Genomic DNA, 17057 nt, shown 5'->3' on the forward strand with positions numbered 1-17057 from the left:
TCACCGCACGGCGTCGGCGCCGGGCGCGTGACCCACCGGGGCCGCGACATGCGCGGCGGCCGCGGTGCCGGCGAGGGTGCAGGGCCTGCCGTTCAGGGTGAAGCCCCCCGGTGCGGGGTTGGCGCCGGTGTAGGCGCCGTTGAACCCGATGCCGGTGGAACCGCCGGTGGGCAGCGCGGCGTTCCAGCCGGCGTCCTTGACGGTGACCGCGCTGCCGCTCTGGCTCCAGGTGCCGTTCCAGCCCTGGGTGACCTTCTGGTTGCCGGTGAAGGAGAAGCCGAGCTGCCAGCCGTTGAGCGCGGGGCCCTTGTTGGTGATCGTGACGGTGGCCGTGAATCCGCTGCCCCAGTCGGTGTTCACCCCGTAGGCGACCGTGCAGGCGGCTGCCGGGGCCGTGGCGGTGGTCACCCGCACCGGGGCCGACGCCGGGGAGCTGCGGCCGGCGGTGTCCTTGGCCACCACGCGGAAGGTGTAGGCGGTGGCCGGGCTCAGCCCGGTGACGGTGGCGCTGGTGGCGGGGGCGTCGACCGTGGCGACCGGGGAGGTGCCGGCGGGGTCGCCGGAGTACACCTGGTAGCCCGCCACCGGGGACGACCCGGCGCCGGACGCGGTCCAGGCCAGGGTGACCCGGTCAGAACCGACCGAGGAGGCCACCGGGGTACCCGGAGCGGTGGGCGGCTTCGCCTCGGCGGACCCGGCGGGCAGGACGTACTCGGTGACGGAGTACGCCGGGAAGGTGGCCGTGAAGCCGCCGTCGGTCAGCGGCTGGTCGGCCGGGTGCGCGATCGAGGTGACGTCGTCCTGGCCGTAGCGGTAGACCTGCGCCGAGCCGTTCGGCGCGGTGCTGCCGGTCACGGACACCGGGGCGGTCAGGTCACCGGTGGTCTTGTTGACGACCATCACGGTCAGCGCGTGGTCGCTGCTGCGCTCGGCCGCGTAGACGGAGAGCTTGTCCTGGTCCGCGCTGCCCGCCCGGACGGAGGTGTCGCCGAAGGACCCGCCGTTGCCGTCGTAGTTGCGGAACATGCGGAACGCGTAGGCGCCGGGCTCGGTGGACGTGGGCGGATCCCACAGGGTGGCCAGGTCGAGGCCCTCCCGTCCGAAGATGCCGAGCACGTCGGCCTCCGCGAGGGCCCCGTCGATGTGGTCCAGCGCGCCCCAGTTGTACTCGGTGATCGCGAGCTTGGTGCCCGGGTAGTTCTCGTCGACCAGGGAACGCAGCCGGGGGATGAACTGGACGGGCTGGTTGATCCAGCTCTCGTCCACGTACGTGGGGTCCCACAGCTGCCGCGTGGAACGCAGCCGCAGGGCCTGGGTCGCGGCGTCCTCGCCACCGCTGAACACCCCGGACTGCTGGGGGTAGATGTGCTCGTCGAAGTAGTCCAGGACGCGGGTGCCGTGGGCCTGCTCGTAGGCCTTCATCTGCTGGAGGTACCAGGGCGCGAACTGCGCTCCGCCGTGGGCCGCCCGGTCCGGGGGGTCGGACCAGCAGTCGCCGCCGGTCTCGTTGCAGGTCTTCTGGTCGAGGCCGGAGTAGACCAGGGAGTTGAAGCCCCAGCCGACCGGGCCCAGGGTCTGCGCCTTCGGGTCGGCGGCCTTGATCGCCGCGGCGGTGGCGTAGGTGCGCTCGCGCATCTCGTCGTAGCCGGTACCGGCGGGGTGCACGTCCCGGTGGGTGCTCCACCACAGGTCGGGCTCGTTGTCGAGGTCGTAGTAGCGCACCCCGCCGTCGTCCGCGGAGCCGTAGGCGCCGTCCAGGTACCGCACCCAGTCCTTGGTGAACTCCGGGCCGGCGGCGACGCTGGTGTCGGCCGGGTCGTTGCCGGTGACCTTGGTGCCGTCGGTCTTCACGCCGTTGCCGCAGTCCGGACGCCACTGGGCGTCGCTGCCCTGCTGGGGCCCGTACTTGGCGATACCGAAGCCGCAGGCGGCGTCGCGGGCCGCCGTCGTCGAGCCGATCATCGGCACGGTCAGCAGGCTGTCGCTGCCGGTGCGGATGTTCTGCTCCACGAACTTGTCGGCTTCCGAACCGTCCGGCAGGGCGGCGGTGCCGTTGTCGTAGTACAGGTTCTCGAAGTACCAGTCCGCGCCCGCGTTGTAGGCGTCGAGCTTGTAGTTGTAACGGGTCGTGGCGTTCCCGCCCCAGCGCCTGACCGGCAGCCGCAGCTCCTCGGCCAGCGACTCGTCGGCGAAGTTGATCCCGTAGATGTCCGGGTCGATGGCCCGGCGCCCGGTGGTGGCGTCGACGCTGAGCGCGGGGCCCGCCGCGGCGGCGGACGGCGCGCCCGCGTCCGGTAAGGCGCGCGCCTGGACGGGATCGGCCAGACCGGTCCCGGCCACCAGCAGCGCCGCGGCTGCCAGCGCGGCTTTCGCGGTCATGCGCATGGTCTTCTCCTCAACGGCCACGCGACACGGCTCGGCCACGCCACGCCCGCGCGGCGGCGTACGAGCGTACGGGCGCCCGGGACCATGGCACCGGACGGGCGGCGCCCTACGGCCTGACGGTGGGGGGAAAGTACCTGACATCATGGGAGCGCTCCCATGGCGTTCACATGTTCAGCGACCCCGGCAGCACTGTCAACCTCCCGGACCAAAGGTCCGGTGAGCCATCAGCCACGGGCGCACCCGGGGCCCTGGTCCTGGACGAGGGCGAGCTCCGCCCAGACCGTCTTGCCCGACGGGTGGCGGGGCTCGGTGCCCCAGCGGTCGGCGAGCGCGTTGACCAGCAGCAGGCCCCGGCCCGACGCGGCGGAGGGCGCGGGGAGGGAGGCCGCCCGCACGGGTGGCCGTTCACCGCGCGAATCTGCGACCTCGATACGCAGGGTGGCGGGCGCGGTGGGCCCCACGGCGGTGACCAGATGCAGCCGCAGCCGGAAGTCCCGACCCGGCAGGCGGCCGTGCAGTGCGGCGTTCGCCGCCAGCTCGGCGACCAGCAGAGCCGCCGTCTGCGACGCCTCGGCCGCGGGCGGCCAGCCCCACGCCTCCAGTTGGCGGGTCGCCGCCAGCCGCGCCAGGTGCGCGCCGCATCTGGTCGAGCTGAACTGCTGGGTGAAGGTGGGCGGAGTCCGGCGGACCAGGGGGATTTCGGACGTCATGTCACTGAGCGTGGCCGGTCCGGCGTACCCTGGCCAGGACGGCGGCCGGTACGGAGGGTATGTGTCCGGGTGCGGAGCGTCACGCGTACTGGTCGGCTGCCGTAACGGGGCGCGGCGGGGCGCTGTTTGCTCTACGGCGTGCGGAGGGACGGGCCACGATGACGGCGGAGCTGGAGCGGCGGCCCGAGCCGCCGGAGGAGATCGACGGCTCGGCAGACCTGTTCCGGGCCGTCGGCAGGCAGATCAAGCTGCTCCGGGAGCGGACGGGCCTGACCCAGCGGGAGTTGGGAGACCGGCTCGGCTACGGCGAGGAGCACATCTCGTCCGTGGAGCGCGGGCGTCGCACCCCGCAGCCGGAACTGCTCCACGCGGCGGACGAGTTGCTGGGCGCCGGCGGGCTGCTGGCCGCCGCCAACGAGGACGTCGTCCGGGCCAGGGCCCGCACCCGGGTCCGGCACCCCTCCTGGTTCCGGGACTACGCCCGGCTGGAGGCCGATGCCGTCGAGCTGCACGACTACAGCAATCACGACATTCCCGGGCTGCTCCAGACCGAGGGCAGGGCACGGGCCTTGTACGCGATGCGCAAGCCGCTGCTGGACGAGGAGACCATCGCGCAACGGGTGGCCTCGCGGCTGGCACGTCAGGACATCCTGACCCGCTGGCCTGCTCCGATGGTGACCTGCGTCATCGAGGAGGCTGTGCTGCGACGACCCATCGGCGGGTGGGAGGTGCACAGGGGACAACTGCAACAGCTGCTCGGACTGGGTCAGTTGCGCAGTGTGGAGCTCCAGGTGATGCCGATGAACAGGGTCGAACATGCCGGGATGGGCGGCCCGTTCATCCTGCTCACCCCGAAAGGACGTCCACAGGTGGGCTATGTGGAGGTTCAGAACGTCAGCCGTCTGGCAACGGAATCCGAGGAAGTTCGTATCCTGGCGGCGCGGTACGGCAGTATCAGAGCGCAGGCGCTCACTCCGCAGGAGTCCTTGACCTTGCTTGAGAAGATGCTGGGAGAACAATGAGCACCGACGAATCCGTGCCCGTCGCCTGGTTCAGGAGCAGCTACAGCGGCAACGAGGGCGGGGCGTGTATAGAGGTCGCCGCCGCCACGGGCGTGGTGCACGTGCGTGATTCCAAGGACCGGCATGGTCCTCGGCTGGCGTTCTCGCCGGAGGCGTGGGCGGGGTTCGTCGCCTTTGCCGGCGGCCGCAGCCCTCGTGCGTGACCGCCGAGGGCACCTGCGGGGCGCTGTTTCGGCGGTCGCCGAGCCACATCAATCCTGAGTGAGTTCCAGTCCGAGCAGGACGAAGCTGTGGTGCTCCCGCCCGTGGGGAGAACGCACGGTGGCGACCAGGAGTTGAGCTGCTACCTCCCGGCCCGCATAGGCTTTCAGCAGGCCGGTCACCTCCTGGTCCACCCGGGCTGTGATCATACGGTGGTCCGGAGTCTCGACCTCTACCGTTCTCCGGGCCTTGCTGCCGCCCACCACGGTGCCGATCAACCGGGTCTCGCTCTCCTCGATGCGCGCTGCCCGCAGTGCCTCCCGGCAGCGGCGGGCGCTCTCCACGCCCAGGGCCGAGATGCGGGTGCCACTGTGCGGCGAGCGCCAGGTCAGCCGCACGTCGGCACCTGAGTCGGCCAGCACGCCGGTCAGGTCTGCCAGGCGGTTGAAAGCACGGCTCCCGAACGGAAGAGCTGTCTCGATCACAGCGTCCTCGGCTCCGGTTCCGGAGCCGGCCCGATCGGTGATGTCCAGGACTGCGCACACGGCTTTGTCGAGCAGCGTCTCCACTGGACCCAGGCCCGGCAAGGCGGCCTCAGCCTCTGGCTGAGCCTCCTCCAGGACCATTCCGTACGATGAGGGGAATACTGCCGCCGAATAGAGGCGCGTCGCCCGCTGGATCTCCTTCGGAACAGGCCCCGAGTCGTGAGTCGGCCGCCGGTCGTCCAGGGCGTGCGCGATGGCGGACACGGCGTCCTGCAACGCTGTCAACCAGCGACCGAGGACAGCCGACTCGATCCGGTGTTCCCGCACGGGAGGACCGTCCAGGGTGAGCTGAAGGCATCGACGCGGCGCGCTGACGTAGTCCGCTCCGGCATCCGAGCCTATGGCCCTGAGTAGTCGCTCATGCTGGGCAGCGGCCAGTTCGGCTGTGGAGCGTACGGGCTCGTGGCCGGGAGCTTTGGCGCGACGTTCCCGCATCCAGCCGCGGAGCGCATCTTTGTCGGTCGGGTCGGGCAGGTTCTGCGATGTGCTCACAGCAGTACCTCCACATATCCGCGCCGTGTGCCTGCCGGGACGTTGTTCGTCCCCTCCCGGCAGCGCTGCCAGATCTCGTCGTAGATCCCGAGCCGCCGGAACACCTCATGGTCTCCCTTCGCCATAGCTCCAGTAACACCAAGGTCCCGGAAAGTCATGGTCTCAGGCAAGCGAAGCACATAAGCGTCGATCCACATGTCGTTGAGCACACACCAGTCGCGGGTGCCGAGGTTGTCGAGCTGGTCGGCGGTGTCCGGATCTGCGTCCACTCTGTCGTAGGCATCTGGTGGGATCAGATAGGTCACGTCGATGTCGCCGGGGTCCGCTTTGGCGCTGACGAAGCTGCCCGCGAGCCAGAGCCGTCCGATCGCCCCGGTGGCGAGTTCCACGAGTGAGCGATGGACTTCCAACTGGCTGTACAGGTCCTGGCGTGAGGTCGACTGCCCGAATCGGTCAGCGCTGACCAGCCGGTCCTCGACTTCGTCCCACGTCATGGGGAAACGTCCGGGCGGAAGGTATCCCGTCACCGGGTCGAAGGCGGGCAGGGCGGGCATGGGACTCCCCCTGTGCGTGACTGCCCGATTACCCTATGGCACGCTGTCCGGGTGGGGTGAGAGAGCGCGTGATTCACCCGGCAGAGGGACCGTGAGGGCGTCCGGTGAATCCCACACGGCCAAGGTTCGCCGGGAAGGTTTGTACACAATGCGTCGAGGAGCCGCTTGCGTTCGGCGCCGAGGTCTGCGACGGACCAGCACAGGACGGTGCTGCCGCCGAAGGGGGCTGTGCCTGGGCGATGCCTGGTGGAAGTCGAACTCCATCCCGCCGAGGCCGGGCCATGCGTAGACATTGGAGCCGTTCACATCGAGCTGGACCTCGCCTCGAAGATGGCGGGCCATCAGCGGGCGGCGGCTTCGGGATCTGCGACGAGGGTGGACACGGTATCGCGGCCGCAGCCCTCGGGGCTGAGGGCCGCCCCCCTCGGCGGGGGTCAGCCGCGGGGGGTGCCCGGGTTGCCGTCGCGGCGGGCTCGGCGGCCGGCTGCGCCGCCGCGGCCGGCGGTGGAGGCGGCGCGGCCGCGGGTGTGGCCGACGCCGTCGGCGGGTGCGGTGCGGCGGGGGCGGCGGCGCTTGGCGGGGGCCGCGGCGGCCGGGGCCGGGACCGTGCCGGGGGCCTCGATGACGGTGACGGCGGTGCCGGGTGCGGGAGCGTCGCTCCCGCACCGGGGACAGGTTGTGAATCGGGGCGGAGCGGGAGAGGCCGTGCTGTGACGCTTGGTCTGGCTGCCCGGCGGTTTCTCACCGCCTGAGTGGTGCGCGTTGCCGGGTGCACATCGGTTGATGTTGATAAGGAGTATAGTCCTTAGGCCTGTACTCCTAAGAGGATGAGGAAGATGCAGCGTCGCACCCATCCGGGCAAGCCGTCCCACGTATTCGACCGCGGTGCCGAGTGGGACGGGCTCATGGCTTTCGTGAGCCGGCCCCTGCCGCGTGCCATGCTCGGGGTGGTCAGTGGCAGACGGCGCATGGGCAAGACCTATCTGCTGCGCGCCCTAGTCGAGAGGCATGGGGGCTTCTACTTCGGAGCCACGGCGGCGACGGAGGCGGAGTCCCTTCGTCAGTTCGCTGCGGCCCTTGCCCATCACGTGGGGTCCCCGGTGCCGTTCTCCTTCGCCACCTGGGACGACGCGATCACCTACCTGTTCGAGCTCGCCGTGCCCCGACACGGGGAAGCGCCGCTGCTGGCGGTCATCGACGAGTTTCCGTATCTGGTGAAAACGGCTCCGGAACTCCCGTCTCTGATTCAACGGGAGATCGACCGCTTCCAGGTTGTGGACAGCCGGATGCGGCTGCTCCTGTGCGGATCGGCGATGTCCGTCATGGGCGGTTTGCTGGCGAGCTCCGCGCCCTTGCGCGGACGGGCCCAACTGGAACTCGTTGTACGGCCTTTCGGATATCGGGCGGCCGCCGCTTTCTGGGAGGTCGCTGACAGCCCGGCGCTCGCGGCTCGGCTCCATGCCGTGGTCGGCGGCACGCCGGCGTACCGCCGGCAATTCCTGTCGGACGACGTTCCCGCCGGTCTGGAGGAGTTCGACGACTGGATCTGCCGTACGGTCCTGTCCCCCTTCAGTCCCCTGTTCCGGGAGGCGCGGTATCTGCTCGCCGAAGAGGCGGACATCCGTGACACCGCCCTCTACCACTCTGTCCTTGCCGCCGTGGCTCAGGGCAACACCACCCGAGGGGGGATCGCGGGGTATATCGGGCGTAAGTCGGTGGACATCTCGCATCCGCTCCATGTGCTGGAGGACAGCCACCTGTTGGCTCGGGAGGCCGACATCTTTCGGGCCGGCAAGTCGCAGTACCGCATCACCGAGCCACTGATCAATTTCTACGAGGCCGTGATGCGGCCCTCCTGGGCCCGTCTGGAGAGCGGCCAGGCGGCCGAGGTGTGGGCCCAGTCCGCGGAGCGCTTCGCGGCCCAGGTAGCCGGGCCGCACTTCGAGACGGTGTGCCGTGAGTACATGCTCGGGCCCGGGCGGTCTCTGCTCAGCTCGGCCCTGGGCGACGTCGGCTGCGGTGTGGTGACGGATCCTGTGGCACGACGGCAGATTCAGGTGGATGTAGCCGTGCTCGAACCCGGGTCGGGGGGGAGAAAGCCGACGGTCCATCTTCTCGGCGAGGCGAAGTGGGGCACGGTCATGGGACTGAGCCATCTGGAGCGGCTTGCCCGGGCGAGGGAGATCCTCGCCGGCCGCGGCCTGGACACCAGCCAGTGCGGGCTTGCCTGCTTCAGTGCCGCAGGCTTCAGTGACGCCTTGCGCGCCGAAGCGGCCCGTGGCGAGGACGGCGTGCTGCTCATCGGTCTCGACGAACTCTATGGCCGGGCAGTGCCCGTCCCGCCCCGGGGTTAGGGCCGGCATCCAGAGGCTCTGGCCGGTCTGACGCGCACCACACGGGGTGCGGGAGCGTCGCTCCCGCACCCCGCGCCGGTGAGTGGCGGGCCCTTACGGGAGCTTCACCAGCGTGTAGTCGTCGCAGTATCCGGCCGCGGAGCCGGAGTTCTTGTAGCAGTAGACGTCGGCCGAGGTGGTGGATCCGCCCGTGGTGAAGAAGATGGGCTGCTGGGTGTAGCTCGTGGTCGAGGCCCGCAGGTAGGTCTCGGTGCCGCCGAAGCTCTTCACGCCGACCGCGACCTCCTCACCGGCGGTGGCCACCTTGGCCCAGGCGGCCAGCAGGTAGCTGCCGCTGGAGGTGAGGCCGCTGACCGTCTGGATGCCGCCGCTGGCGCTGACCCCCGTCTGCAGGGAGTACGTGCCGGTGCGGGCGTTCGACGCGACCACGCCGGCCGCCGTGCCGGCGCTCTGGACCCAGAGCCTTCCCCGCCCTACCTCGTCACGGTCGGCGAGGTACTGGGGGTCCTGTCCGCGCCGGAACCGGGGCCGCTCGGGATGGGCGCCGTACTGCGCCTTGGCATCGCCGGGGCCGAGTCGAACGTCGCCGTCGGCGTCAGCCGGCTCGGCGGGGCGGTCACCTGGATCGGCCGCGTCCGCGAGGACGACCTGGGCGAAGTGATCCTGCGCGAGCTGCGGGCCGAGGGCGTCACCACCCTCGCCGTCCTCGACCCCGCCCCCACCTCGCTGCTGCTCAAGGAACGGCGTACGGCGACACACAGCCGGGTCACCTACTACCGCACCGGCACCGCGGGCGGCCGGCTCAGCCCGCAGGACATCCCCGTGCCCGCCCACGTCCATACCCGGCCCCTCGCGCGGCCGGCCCAATCGCTGGGCAGCGAGGGCGCCCGGCCCTGGGCCGTGGGCGTCCACGGAGACCGGCCGTGCGCCGAGGCCGTCGGCGAGGACATCGCCGCGCTGATCGCCGGTATCGGCGTTCTCGGTCCCCGCCAGGACCGAGAACGCTCAGACAGGGGCTTAAGTGTTCAGGAGGTCTCGACGAAGCGGACGGACCATGCGTAGCCGCTCAGGTTGTCCTGCGGGACCCGCCGGACCTCTCTGACCTGGCAACCGTCGTGGGCGTACTTACTGGCGAAGCGGTCGAGGCGCTGGGCCTCGGAGAGATCCTCCATGGACAGTGGTGCTCCGACGACGAGGTCTTCGTGAAGAACCCCTTCCGCCGTGGAACCGTCCGCGCTGGCCGGGCAACGATGCGTTCTGGGTAGGGCTACGTCACCAGTGTCCATCCGATGCGGCTGCTTCATGACACGGACGGTGCGCGAGAGGGAGACGGGCCACGATGCGCGCGCCGTGCGGGTGGGGCTCGGCGGTGAGGGTGCCGTCGTGGTGGGCGGCGATGTCGCGGGCGATGGCCAGGCCGAGGCCGGCACCGCCGAGGTCGCGGCTGCGGGCGTCGTCCAGGCGGGTGAAGCGCTCGAAGACCCGGTCGCGGTCGGCCTCGGGAATGCCGGGTCCGTCGTCGCCCACCTCCAGCACGGCGGTGCGGTCGGCGGGGTCCGCGCTCAGGGTCAGCGTGATGTTCCGGTCGGCGTGGCGCTGGGCGTTGTCGAGCAGATTGGTGAGGAGCCGGGTGAGCCAGCCGCGGTTGCCGTCGACGGTGATGCCGGGCCGTAGCGTGGCATCGATCCGGAGCCGGTCGCCCGGACGGGCGTCGATCACCGTACGGCAGAGATCTGCCAGGTCCAGCGGCTGCCTCGGGACGGGCTCGGCCGCGTCCAGACGGGCGAGGAGCAGCAGGTCGGCGGCGAGATCCTGGAGCCGGACGGTGTCCTCCAGCGCGTCGCTGACCAGATCCGGCCACAGCGCCGGGTCCGGATGCGCCAGGGCGACCTCCAGCTGCGTACGAAGGACGGTGATCGGGCTGCGCAGTTCGTGCGAGGCGTCGGCGATGAACCGGCGCTGGCGGACGACCGCGTCCTCCAGGCGGTCGAGGGTGGCGTTCATGGTGCGGGCGAGGCGGGCGATCTCGTCCTGGGCGGCCGGGACCGGGACCCGGCGGTGCAGGGCGTGCCCGGTGATCTCGGCGACCTCGGACCGGATGGCCTCCACGGGACGCAGCGCCCGGCCGGTCACCCACCAGGTGACCAGGGCGACCGTGGCCAGCAGCAGCGGCATGCCGATGCCGAGCGCGGCCCCGGTGATCTCGTCGGCCGCGTCCGCGTCCCGCAGCGAGGTGCCCGCGTAGACGGTGACCTCGCCGCTGGGGGTCCGGGCGCTGACGGCGACGATCCGCTGACGGTGTCCGTCGTCGAACGGTTCGCCGGAGCGGGTGGTGCGCGTTGTGCCGTCACGGGGGCTGAGGCGGGCGATGGCCGGGCGGCCGGTGAGGTTCTGGCTCGCGGCCACCACGTGGCCGTCGGCGTCGACCACCTGGATGAAGTCGGCGCCGTGCGCGAGCGGCAGCAGCTCCGGGAGCTTGCCCTGGGCGGCCAGCCCGGCCACGGTGTCCGCCTGCTGGGTGGCGGCCTCGTCGGCGTTGCGCTGGAGGTCGATGTGGAGGATCGCGAACAGCGCGAAGGAGGCCGCCGCCAGCGCGACCGCGACGACCGCCGTCGCCCCGACCGTCGCCCGCGCCCGCACCGACCCCGGCCACAGGCGCCGTACGCTCCGCAAGCGCCGCAGCGCGGCGAGGTGACCGGAACGGTTCACCGGGTCCGTCCGGTGGCCGGTTCCGTCCTCGATCGCCGGTCGGGCTGATTCTTCGGCCGCACTAGCCACCGTCGGCCGCCAGACGGTAGCCGGCGCCGCGTACGGTCTCCAGGGCGGAGCGCCCGAAAGGGGTGTCGATCTTGCGGCGGACGGCGCTGACGTGCACTTCCACCAGGTTGAGGTCCGCCTCGAAGGCGGAGTCCCAGACGTGGTGGAGGATCTCGCGCTTCGGCACCACCTCGCCGGCGCGCCGGGCCAGGTACTCCAGGATGGCGAATTCCCGTGTGGTGAGCCGTATGTCGCTGCCGTCGCGTACGCAGGTGCGGCGGGCCGGGTCGATCACCAGGTCGCCGAGTTCGAGGGTCGCCGGGAGCCGGTGGCCGGTTCGGCGGTGCAGCGCGCGGAGCCGGGCGACCAGGACGACATACGAGAACGGCTTGGACAGGAAGTCGTCGGCACCGGTGTCCAGCGCCTCGGCCTCGTCGTACTCGCCGTCCTTGGCGGTGAGCATCAGGATCGGCGTCTCGCTGCCGGCCGCGCGCAGCCTGGCGCAGACCCGGTAGCCGTTGAGACCCGGCAGCATGATGTCGAGCACGATCACGTCATAGCTGTGCTCCAGGGCGAGCCACAGCCCCTGGTTCCCGTCATGGGCGACATCGACGGTGAATCCCTCGGCCGTGAGGCCCCGCTGCAGGGCGGCGGTGAGCCGCTTCTCGTCCTCGACCACCAGTACGCGCACGATGTACAGCCTCGCACGTCGTCCGGGCGGTACCTGAAGAGGCCTTCAGCTGCCTTCAGCCTGGCTTCAGCAACCGCGTTGCAAGCTCTCGGCAGCAGCCGGCACCAGGTCGGCCGACGCCATCAGGAGCCCGCGCATGTCCCAGTCCGTCCCGCCCGAGCAGCCAGAGCAGCCCGAGTCCACGCCGGTCACGCCGGCCAAGCCGACCAGGTCGTTGCGGCAGCGACTGCCCCGGATGAGCCGACGCCGTGGAGCGGCCCTCGGCGCCGCGGTCGTCCTGGTGGGCGGCGCGGCGGTCGGCGTCGCCGCGACCGTCCACCACGACCAGGGCCACGGCCGCGTCACGGCGAGGCGCGGTGGCGAGGACGGCGGGCAGCGCACCCGGGGTGACGCGCGAGGCCAGGACGGCGGCCGTGGGAACGACGGGTCCGGGCTCCGCCGGAGCCCGCGGACGGCCCCGAGTGCTCCGAGCACCCCGAGTGCTCCGAGCACCGGTAGTACTCTCGCGCCCGCGCCGCTGCCTTCGGTCTCGGCCGCCAAGGCGATCGAGGCGGCCACGGGCGCGGTCTCCGGCGGCAAGCCGGACTCGCTGCGCGCGGTCGCAGAGCAGGGCGGCGGAACCGCCTGGGAGGTCGAGGTGCTGGGTACCGACGGCGTCCGGCACCTGGTGACCGTCGACGGCGCGAGCGGCACCGTGACCGGCAACACCGTCGAGTCCGCCGCGAGCTAGTAGGTGCGGTGACCGCGAACGTTCACCGGGTTGCGCAGCCGACGGTTGCGGGGACCGGCACGTCTTCCTCCGACCGCTCCGGGTTGCAGCCGCCGCTCCGCGGCCGGACCGCCGCCGGGCCCGGCCGCCCCCCTCGGCGGGGGTCAGCCGCGGGGGGTGCCCGGGTTGCCGTCGCGGCGGGCTCGGCGGCCGGCTGCGCCGCCGCGGCCGGCGGTGGAGGCGGCGCGGCCGCGGGTGTGGCCGACGCCGTCGGCGGGTGCGGTGCGGCGGGGGCGGCGGCGCTTGGCGGGGGCCGCGGCGGCCGGGGCCGGGACCGTGCCGGGGGCCTCGATGACGGTGACGGCGGTGCCGGAGGGCCGGCGGGCGCCGGTGAGCTTGACCAGTTCGGGGTCGCCGGGGCGGACCCGGGCGGTCTGCGGGCGGATGCCGGCGGCCGTCATCAGGCGGGCCGTCTCGCGCCGCTGCTCGGGCAGTACCAGGGTGACCACGGCGCCGGACTCGCCGGCGCGGGCGGTGCGGCCGCCCCGGTGCAGGTAGTCCTTGGGCTCGGTGGGCGGGTCGACGTTGACGACCAGGTCGAGGCCTTCGATGTGGATGCCCCGGGCCGCGACGTTGGTGGCGACCAGTGCGGTGGCCCGGCCCTCACGGAAGTGGTCCAGCGCCCGGTCCCGCTGGGGCTGCGACTTGCCGCCGTGCAGCGCCACGGCCCGTACGCCCTGCCCGAGCAGGTGCTTGACCAGCCGGTCGGCACCCCGCTTGGTGTCGACGAACATGATCACGCGGCCGTCCCGGTTGGCGATCTCCGCGGTGGTGGCGCGCTTGGTGCCGTCGTCGACGTGCAGCACGTGGTGGCTCATGGTCGTGACCGTGGCCGTCCCCGGGTCGACGGAGTGTGTGACGGGGTCGGTCAGGAAACGTTTGACGAGCTTGTCGACCTGACGGTCCAGGGTCGCCGAGAACAGCATCCGCTGGCCGTTGGGGTCGACCTGGTCGAGCAGCCGGGTGACCTGGGGGAGGAAGCCCATGTCGGCCATCTGGTCGGCTTCGTCGAGGACTGCGATGGTGACCTTGTCCAGCGCCACCGCCCGCCGGTCGATGAGGTCGAACAGCCGCCCGGGGGTGGCGACCAGGATCTCCACGCCCTTCTTGAGGGCGTCGATCTGGCGGTTGATCGAGGTGCCGCCGAAGACGACGGCGCTACGCAGTCCGACCGCGTCGGCGTACGGGGTGAGCGCCTCGTTGACCTGGGTGGCCAGCTCCCGGGTGGGGACCAGCACCAGGACCAGCGGCCGCTTGGGCTCGGCGCGGCGGCCCGCCGTACGGCTGATCATCGCGAGGCCGAAGGCCAGGGTCTTGCCGGAACCGGTGCGGCCGCGTCCCAGCACGTCCCGTCCGGCCAGCGAGTCCGGGAGGGTGGCGGACTGGATCGGGAACGGTTCGGTGACCCCGTTCTCGGTCAGGGCGGACACCAGCGCCGGGTCGAGGGGCAGGTCGGAGAACGTGAGCATGTGATGGGCCTTCCGGGAGCGCGGCAGGGGGATCTGAGCCGGCGCCTCCGTAAGGAGTGAGGAACCGGCGCTTTGCCGGCTGTTCCCGGCACGACGGCCGAAGCCGACGCAGCGACCCATGGTGACGTCTGCCGCGCGCGGCGACGGTGCCGTGCGGTGGCGCGATGGGCGCTGAAAGGAGGGCGGCCCGCACCGCCAGGGTGCGGGCCGCCCGGTGCTGAGCGGGGTGGCTCAGATGGGGCGGATGTTCTCCGCCTGCGGGCCCTTCTGGCCCTGCGTGACGTCGAACTCGACCTTCTGGCCCTCAAGCAGCTCACGGAAGCCCTGAGCGGCGATGTTGGAGTAGTGGGCGAAGACGTCGGCGCCGCCGCCGTCCTGCTCGATGAAGCCGAAGCCCTTTTCCGAGTTGAACCACTTCACGGTTCCGGTCGCCATATCTGTCTCCTAACGGGATGGGTTCCCAAACACCGGACATGGCCGGAAAAACAAAAGTGCGCCGAGATCGCTAACGATCTGGCGCGCACAAAGTTCATGGGTACCACACGAGCAACGTGGACCACCCTAACAGAGGTGGCCCACGTCGCTCTGTGATCTACGTCGCTCTCACCTGCTGAATCAGCTGGTGGTGACCGCGGTGTCGTCGATGACGAAGCTGGTCTGGAGCGAGGAGTCCTCGACGCCGCTGAACTTCAGGGTGACGGTGGTGCCGGCGAAGGCGGACAGGCTGAACGACTTGGCGACGTAGCCGGTCGCCTTGTTCAGGTTGGAGTAGGTGGCCAGGGTGGTGGAGCCGGCGGTGACCGTCAGCTTGTCGTACGCGGTGCTGGTGCTGGTCTCCGCGGTGTCGACGTGGAGGTAGAAGGTGAAGGTGGTGCCGGTGCAGCCGCTGGGGATGGTCACCGACTGGGACAGCGTGTCGGTGTGGGTCGAGCCGTAGCCGTCCAGCCAGGCCTTGTACGAGCCGGTACGGGCGGCCTGGCTGGTGGAGCTGGTGATGACGCCGCTGCTGGCGGTCCAGGTGGTGGCGCCGGACTCGAAGCCCGCGTTGCCGAGCAGCTGCGTGGAGGTGCAGGTGCCGCCGCCGCCGGAGGAGCTGACCGTCCAGGTGAAGGCCGCGGTGCCCGTGGCGCTCGCGCTGTCGGTGACCGTGACGGTGGTGCTGTAGGTGCCCGCCGTGGTCGGGGTGCCGGTGATGGCGCCGGTGGAGCTGCTGATCGACAGGCCGGTGGGCAGGCCGCTGGCGCTGTAGGTGAGCGAGCCGCTGTTGGTGCTGCTGGCCGCGATCTGCAGGCTGACGGCGGTGCCGACGGTGGAGCTCTGGCTGCCCGGGTTGGTGACCGTCACGCCGGTCGTCGGGACGGTGATGTGGCTGCCGACGTTGATGCCGGCGAAGGCGTTGCCGACCCCCGCGTACTGGGCCGAGCTGGTGCCGTACAGCGCGCCGGCGGCGCTCAGGGCGGCGGTGCGGGCACCCGCGTAGGTGGTGCTGGACGACATGTACGTCGTCAGCGCCTTGTACCAGATCTGCAGGGCCGCGGCCCGGCCGATACCGGCGACGGCCACGCCGTCGGAGGTGGTGCTGGTGTACGAGGTGCCGTTGATGACCTTGGTGCCGCTGCCCTCGGAGAGCAGGTAGAACATGTGGTTCGCCGGGCCCGAGGAGTAGTGGACGTCCAGGTTGCCGACGCCGGAGTACCAGGAGTCGGCGGAGCCGCCGTCCTTGGAGGGCTTGTCCATGTAGCGCAGCGGGGTGCCGTCGCCGTTGATGTCGATCTTCTCGCCGATGAGGTAGTCGCCGACGTCGCTGCTGTTGTTGGCGTAGAACTCGACGCCGGTGCCGAAGATGTCGGAGGTGGCCTCGTTGAGGCCGCCGGACTCACCGGTGTAGTTCAGGCCCGCGGTGTTGGAGGTGACGCCGTGGCTCATCTCGTGGCCCGCGACGTCGAGCGAGGTCAGCGCGTGGGTGCTGCTGGTGCCGTCGCCGTAGGTCATGCAGAAGCAGGTGTCGTCCCAGAACGCGTTGACGTACGCGGTGCTGTAGTGGACGCGGGAGTAGGCGGCGACGCCGTCGTTCTTGATGCCGCTGCGCCCGAAGGTGTTCTTGTAGAAGTCCCAGGTCATCTGGGCGCCGTAGGCGGCGTCCGCGCCGGCGGTCTGGGTGTTGGAGCCGGAGCCGGTGCCCCAGACGTCGTCGGAGTCCGTCATCAGGGTGCCGGTGCCCGACGTGGCGTTGCTCAGCGAGTACGTCTTGTGGCCGCCGCGCGTGGTGTCGTACAGCTGGTACGTCGACCCGGACAGCGTGGTGTTGAGGGTGACGGTGCCGCTGTACTGGGTGTTGCCGGTACCGGTCTTGATGCCCTGGTACTGGTAGAGCTTCTTGCCGGTGGTGGCGTCGGTGACGACGTGCAGCTGACTGGGCGTGCCGTCGTCCTGCAGGCCGCCGATGACGGTCTCCCAGGCGAGCTTGGGAGTGCCGCTGCCGGCCCAGATCACCTTGCGGGCGCTGTCGGTGGTGGCCTTGCCGGCGTCGAGGGCCTTCGCGGCCGCGAGCGCCTTGGACTCCGCCGAGGACTTGGCGTACGACGCGGTGGTGGAGGCGACCTTGATGGTGTGCTTGTTGTTGAAGGTCGTGCCCACGGTGCCGAGGGCGTCACCGGCCGGCGGGGTGTGGACGATCAGGTCGCCGCCGAGGACGGGCAGACCGGCGTAGGTCCGCTCGTAGCGGGTGTGCAGGGTGCCGTCCTGGTCCTTGGTGACGTCCCTGACGACCAGCTTCTCCTTGGCGCCCAGGCCGAGCGTCCTGGCGGTGGCGGAGATCTTCTTGTCCGCGCTCTTGATGAGCGCGGCGTGCTGCGCGGGGGAGAGCTTGGCCTCAAGCCCTCCGGTCCGAAGGGCGCTCGCGTGGGGGGCGGGCTTTGCGGTGGCCGGAGTCGACTGTATGCCGACGGCCAGGAATGCGGCGGTGGCGACCAAAGCGCCGGCTGCGGCCGCCTTGCGGGGGGATCGTCTCACTCGTACTCCTACTGCGACGGACGCCGATCGGCGTCCGGTGACAGACCGGGCAGACGGGGTGTGCTGACCGGGGAAGAGCTGAGCAGTGCGGGGCCG

General features: G+C 71.1%; 16 protein-coding genes. 5 read left to right on the forward strand and 11 right to left on the reverse strand.

Features of this window, described 5'->3' with window-relative positions:
• Both RWE79_RS27555 and RWE79_RS27560 read right to left on the reverse strand, forming a co-directional pair.
• Window positions 1–2385: a glycoside hydrolase family 44 protein gene (locus RWE79_RS27555; RefSeq protein ID WP_475942764.1), complete on the reverse strand. Its 2385-nt coding sequence runs from the start codon at window positions 2383–2385 to the stop codon at window positions 1–3.
• Between the two features lie 224 nt (window positions 2386–2609).
• Window positions 2610–3095 carry an ATP-binding protein gene (locus RWE79_RS27560; protein ID WP_475942765.1) on the reverse strand — a complete coding sequence of 162 codons (486 nt, stop codon included), beginning with the start codon at window positions 3093–3095 and terminating at the stop codon, window positions 2610–2612.
• A gap of 158 nt (window positions 3096–3253) precedes the next feature.
• Between RWE79_RS27560 and RWE79_RS27565 the strand changes: the two genes are divergently transcribed.
• Both RWE79_RS27565 and RWE79_RS27570 read left to right on the forward strand, forming a co-directional pair.
• Window positions 3254–4117, forward strand: a complete 864-nt coding sequence (locus RWE79_RS27565; RefSeq protein WP_475942766.1) for a helix-turn-helix domain-containing protein — start codon at window positions 3254–3256, stop codon at window positions 4115–4117.
• Window positions 4114–4320: a DUF397 domain-containing protein gene (locus tag RWE79_RS27570; protein ID WP_475942767.1), complete on the forward strand. Its 207-nt coding sequence runs from the start codon at window positions 4114–4116 to the stop codon at window positions 4318–4320. The genes RWE79_RS27565 and RWE79_RS27570 overlap by 4 nt, the downstream gene beginning before the upstream one ends.
• Before the next feature lie 48 nt (window positions 4321–4368).
• Here RWE79_RS27570 and RWE79_RS27575 read toward each other — a convergent pair whose 3' ends face one another.
• On the reverse strand, window positions 4369–5355 hold the full coding sequence (locus RWE79_RS27575; protein ID WP_475942768.1) for a hypothetical protein: 987 nt from the start codon (window positions 5353–5355) through the stop codon (window positions 4369–4371).
• On the reverse strand, window positions 5352–5909 hold the full coding sequence (locus tag RWE79_RS27580) for a DUF6932 family protein (protein WP_475942769.1): 558 nt from the start codon (window positions 5907–5909) through the stop codon (window positions 5352–5354). Before RWE79_RS27580 ends, RWE79_RS27575 begins: the two co-directional genes overlap by 4 nt.
• An 836-nt stretch (window positions 5910–6745) precedes the next feature.
• On the opposite strand from RWE79_RS27580, the gene RWE79_RS27585 reads away from it, so the two are divergent.
• Entirely contained in the window at window positions 6746–8263 is a 1518-nt protein-coding gene (locus RWE79_RS27585) for an AAA family ATPase (RefSeq protein ID WP_475942770.1), read from the forward strand.
• 93 nt (window positions 8264–8356) lie between these two features.
• Here the strand turns inward: RWE79_RS27585 and RWE79_RS27590 are convergent, their stop codons facing one another.
• Window positions 8357–8692 carry a hypothetical protein gene (locus tag RWE79_RS27590; protein WP_475946441.1) on the reverse strand — a complete coding sequence of 112 codons (336 nt, stop codon included), beginning with the start codon at window positions 8690–8692 and terminating at the stop codon, window positions 8357–8359.
• A gap of 21 nt (window positions 8693–8713) precedes the next feature.
• Here RWE79_RS27590 and RWE79_RS27595 point away from each other — a divergent pair, with 21 nt between their 5' ends.
• Window positions 8714–9325: a PfkB family carbohydrate kinase gene (locus tag RWE79_RS27595; RefSeq protein WP_475946136.1), complete on the forward strand. Its 612-nt coding sequence runs from the start codon at window positions 8714–8716 to the stop codon at window positions 9323–9325.
• Here RWE79_RS27595 and RWE79_RS27600 read toward each other — a convergent pair.
• The 3 genes from RWE79_RS27600 to RWE79_RS27610 form a co-directional block, all read right to left on the reverse strand.
• Window positions 9289–9435, reverse strand: coding sequence for a hypothetical protein (locus RWE79_RS27600; protein WP_475942771.1), 147 nt, complete (start codon window positions 9433–9435; stop codon window positions 9289–9291). The two genes, RWE79_RS27595 and RWE79_RS27600, sit on opposite strands and share 37 nt — an antisense overlap.
• A 100-nt stretch (window positions 9436–9535) precedes the next feature.
• Window positions 9536–10972 (reverse strand): sensor histidine kinase, encoded by a 1437-nt coding sequence (locus RWE79_RS27605; protein WP_475942772.1) that lies wholly within the window; start codon window positions 10970–10972, stop codon window positions 9536–9538.
• A gap of 61 nt (window positions 10973–11033) precedes the next feature.
• On the reverse strand, window positions 11034–11711 hold the full coding sequence (locus tag RWE79_RS27610; RefSeq protein ID WP_475942773.1) for a response regulator transcription factor: 678 nt from the start codon (window positions 11709–11711) through the stop codon (window positions 11034–11036).
• Between the two features lie 136 nt (window positions 11712–11847).
• Between RWE79_RS27610 and RWE79_RS27615 the strand changes: the two genes are divergently transcribed.
• Window positions 11848–12441, forward strand: coding sequence for a PepSY domain-containing protein (locus RWE79_RS27615; RefSeq protein WP_475942774.1), 594 nt, complete (start codon window positions 11848–11850; stop codon window positions 12439–12441).
• A gap of 143 nt (window positions 12442–12584) precedes the next feature.
• Here RWE79_RS27615 and RWE79_RS27620 read toward each other — a convergent pair whose 3' ends face one another.
• The 3 genes from RWE79_RS27620 to RWE79_RS27630 all read right to left on the reverse strand — a co-directional run bounded on the left by RWE79_RS27620 (window position 12585) and on the right by RWE79_RS27630 (window position 16961).
• Window positions 12585–13949, reverse strand: coding sequence for a DEAD/DEAH box helicase (locus tag RWE79_RS27620; RefSeq protein ID WP_475942775.1), 1365 nt, complete (start codon window positions 13947–13949; stop codon window positions 12585–12587).
• A gap of 231 nt (window positions 13950–14180) precedes the next feature.
• Window positions 14181–14384: a cold-shock protein gene (locus RWE79_RS27625; protein WP_475942776.1), complete on the reverse strand. Its 204-nt coding sequence runs from the start codon at window positions 14382–14384 to the stop codon at window positions 14181–14183.
• A 180-nt stretch (window positions 14385–14564) separates the two neighbouring features.
• Window positions 14565–16961, reverse strand: a complete 2397-nt coding sequence (locus RWE79_RS27630) for a M4 family metallopeptidase (protein WP_475942777.1) — start codon at window positions 16959–16961, stop codon at window positions 14565–14567.
• Window positions 16962–17057 lie beyond the last annotated feature (96 nt).

The sequence above is a fragment of the Streptomyces sp. RLA131 genome (assembly GCF_056270125.1).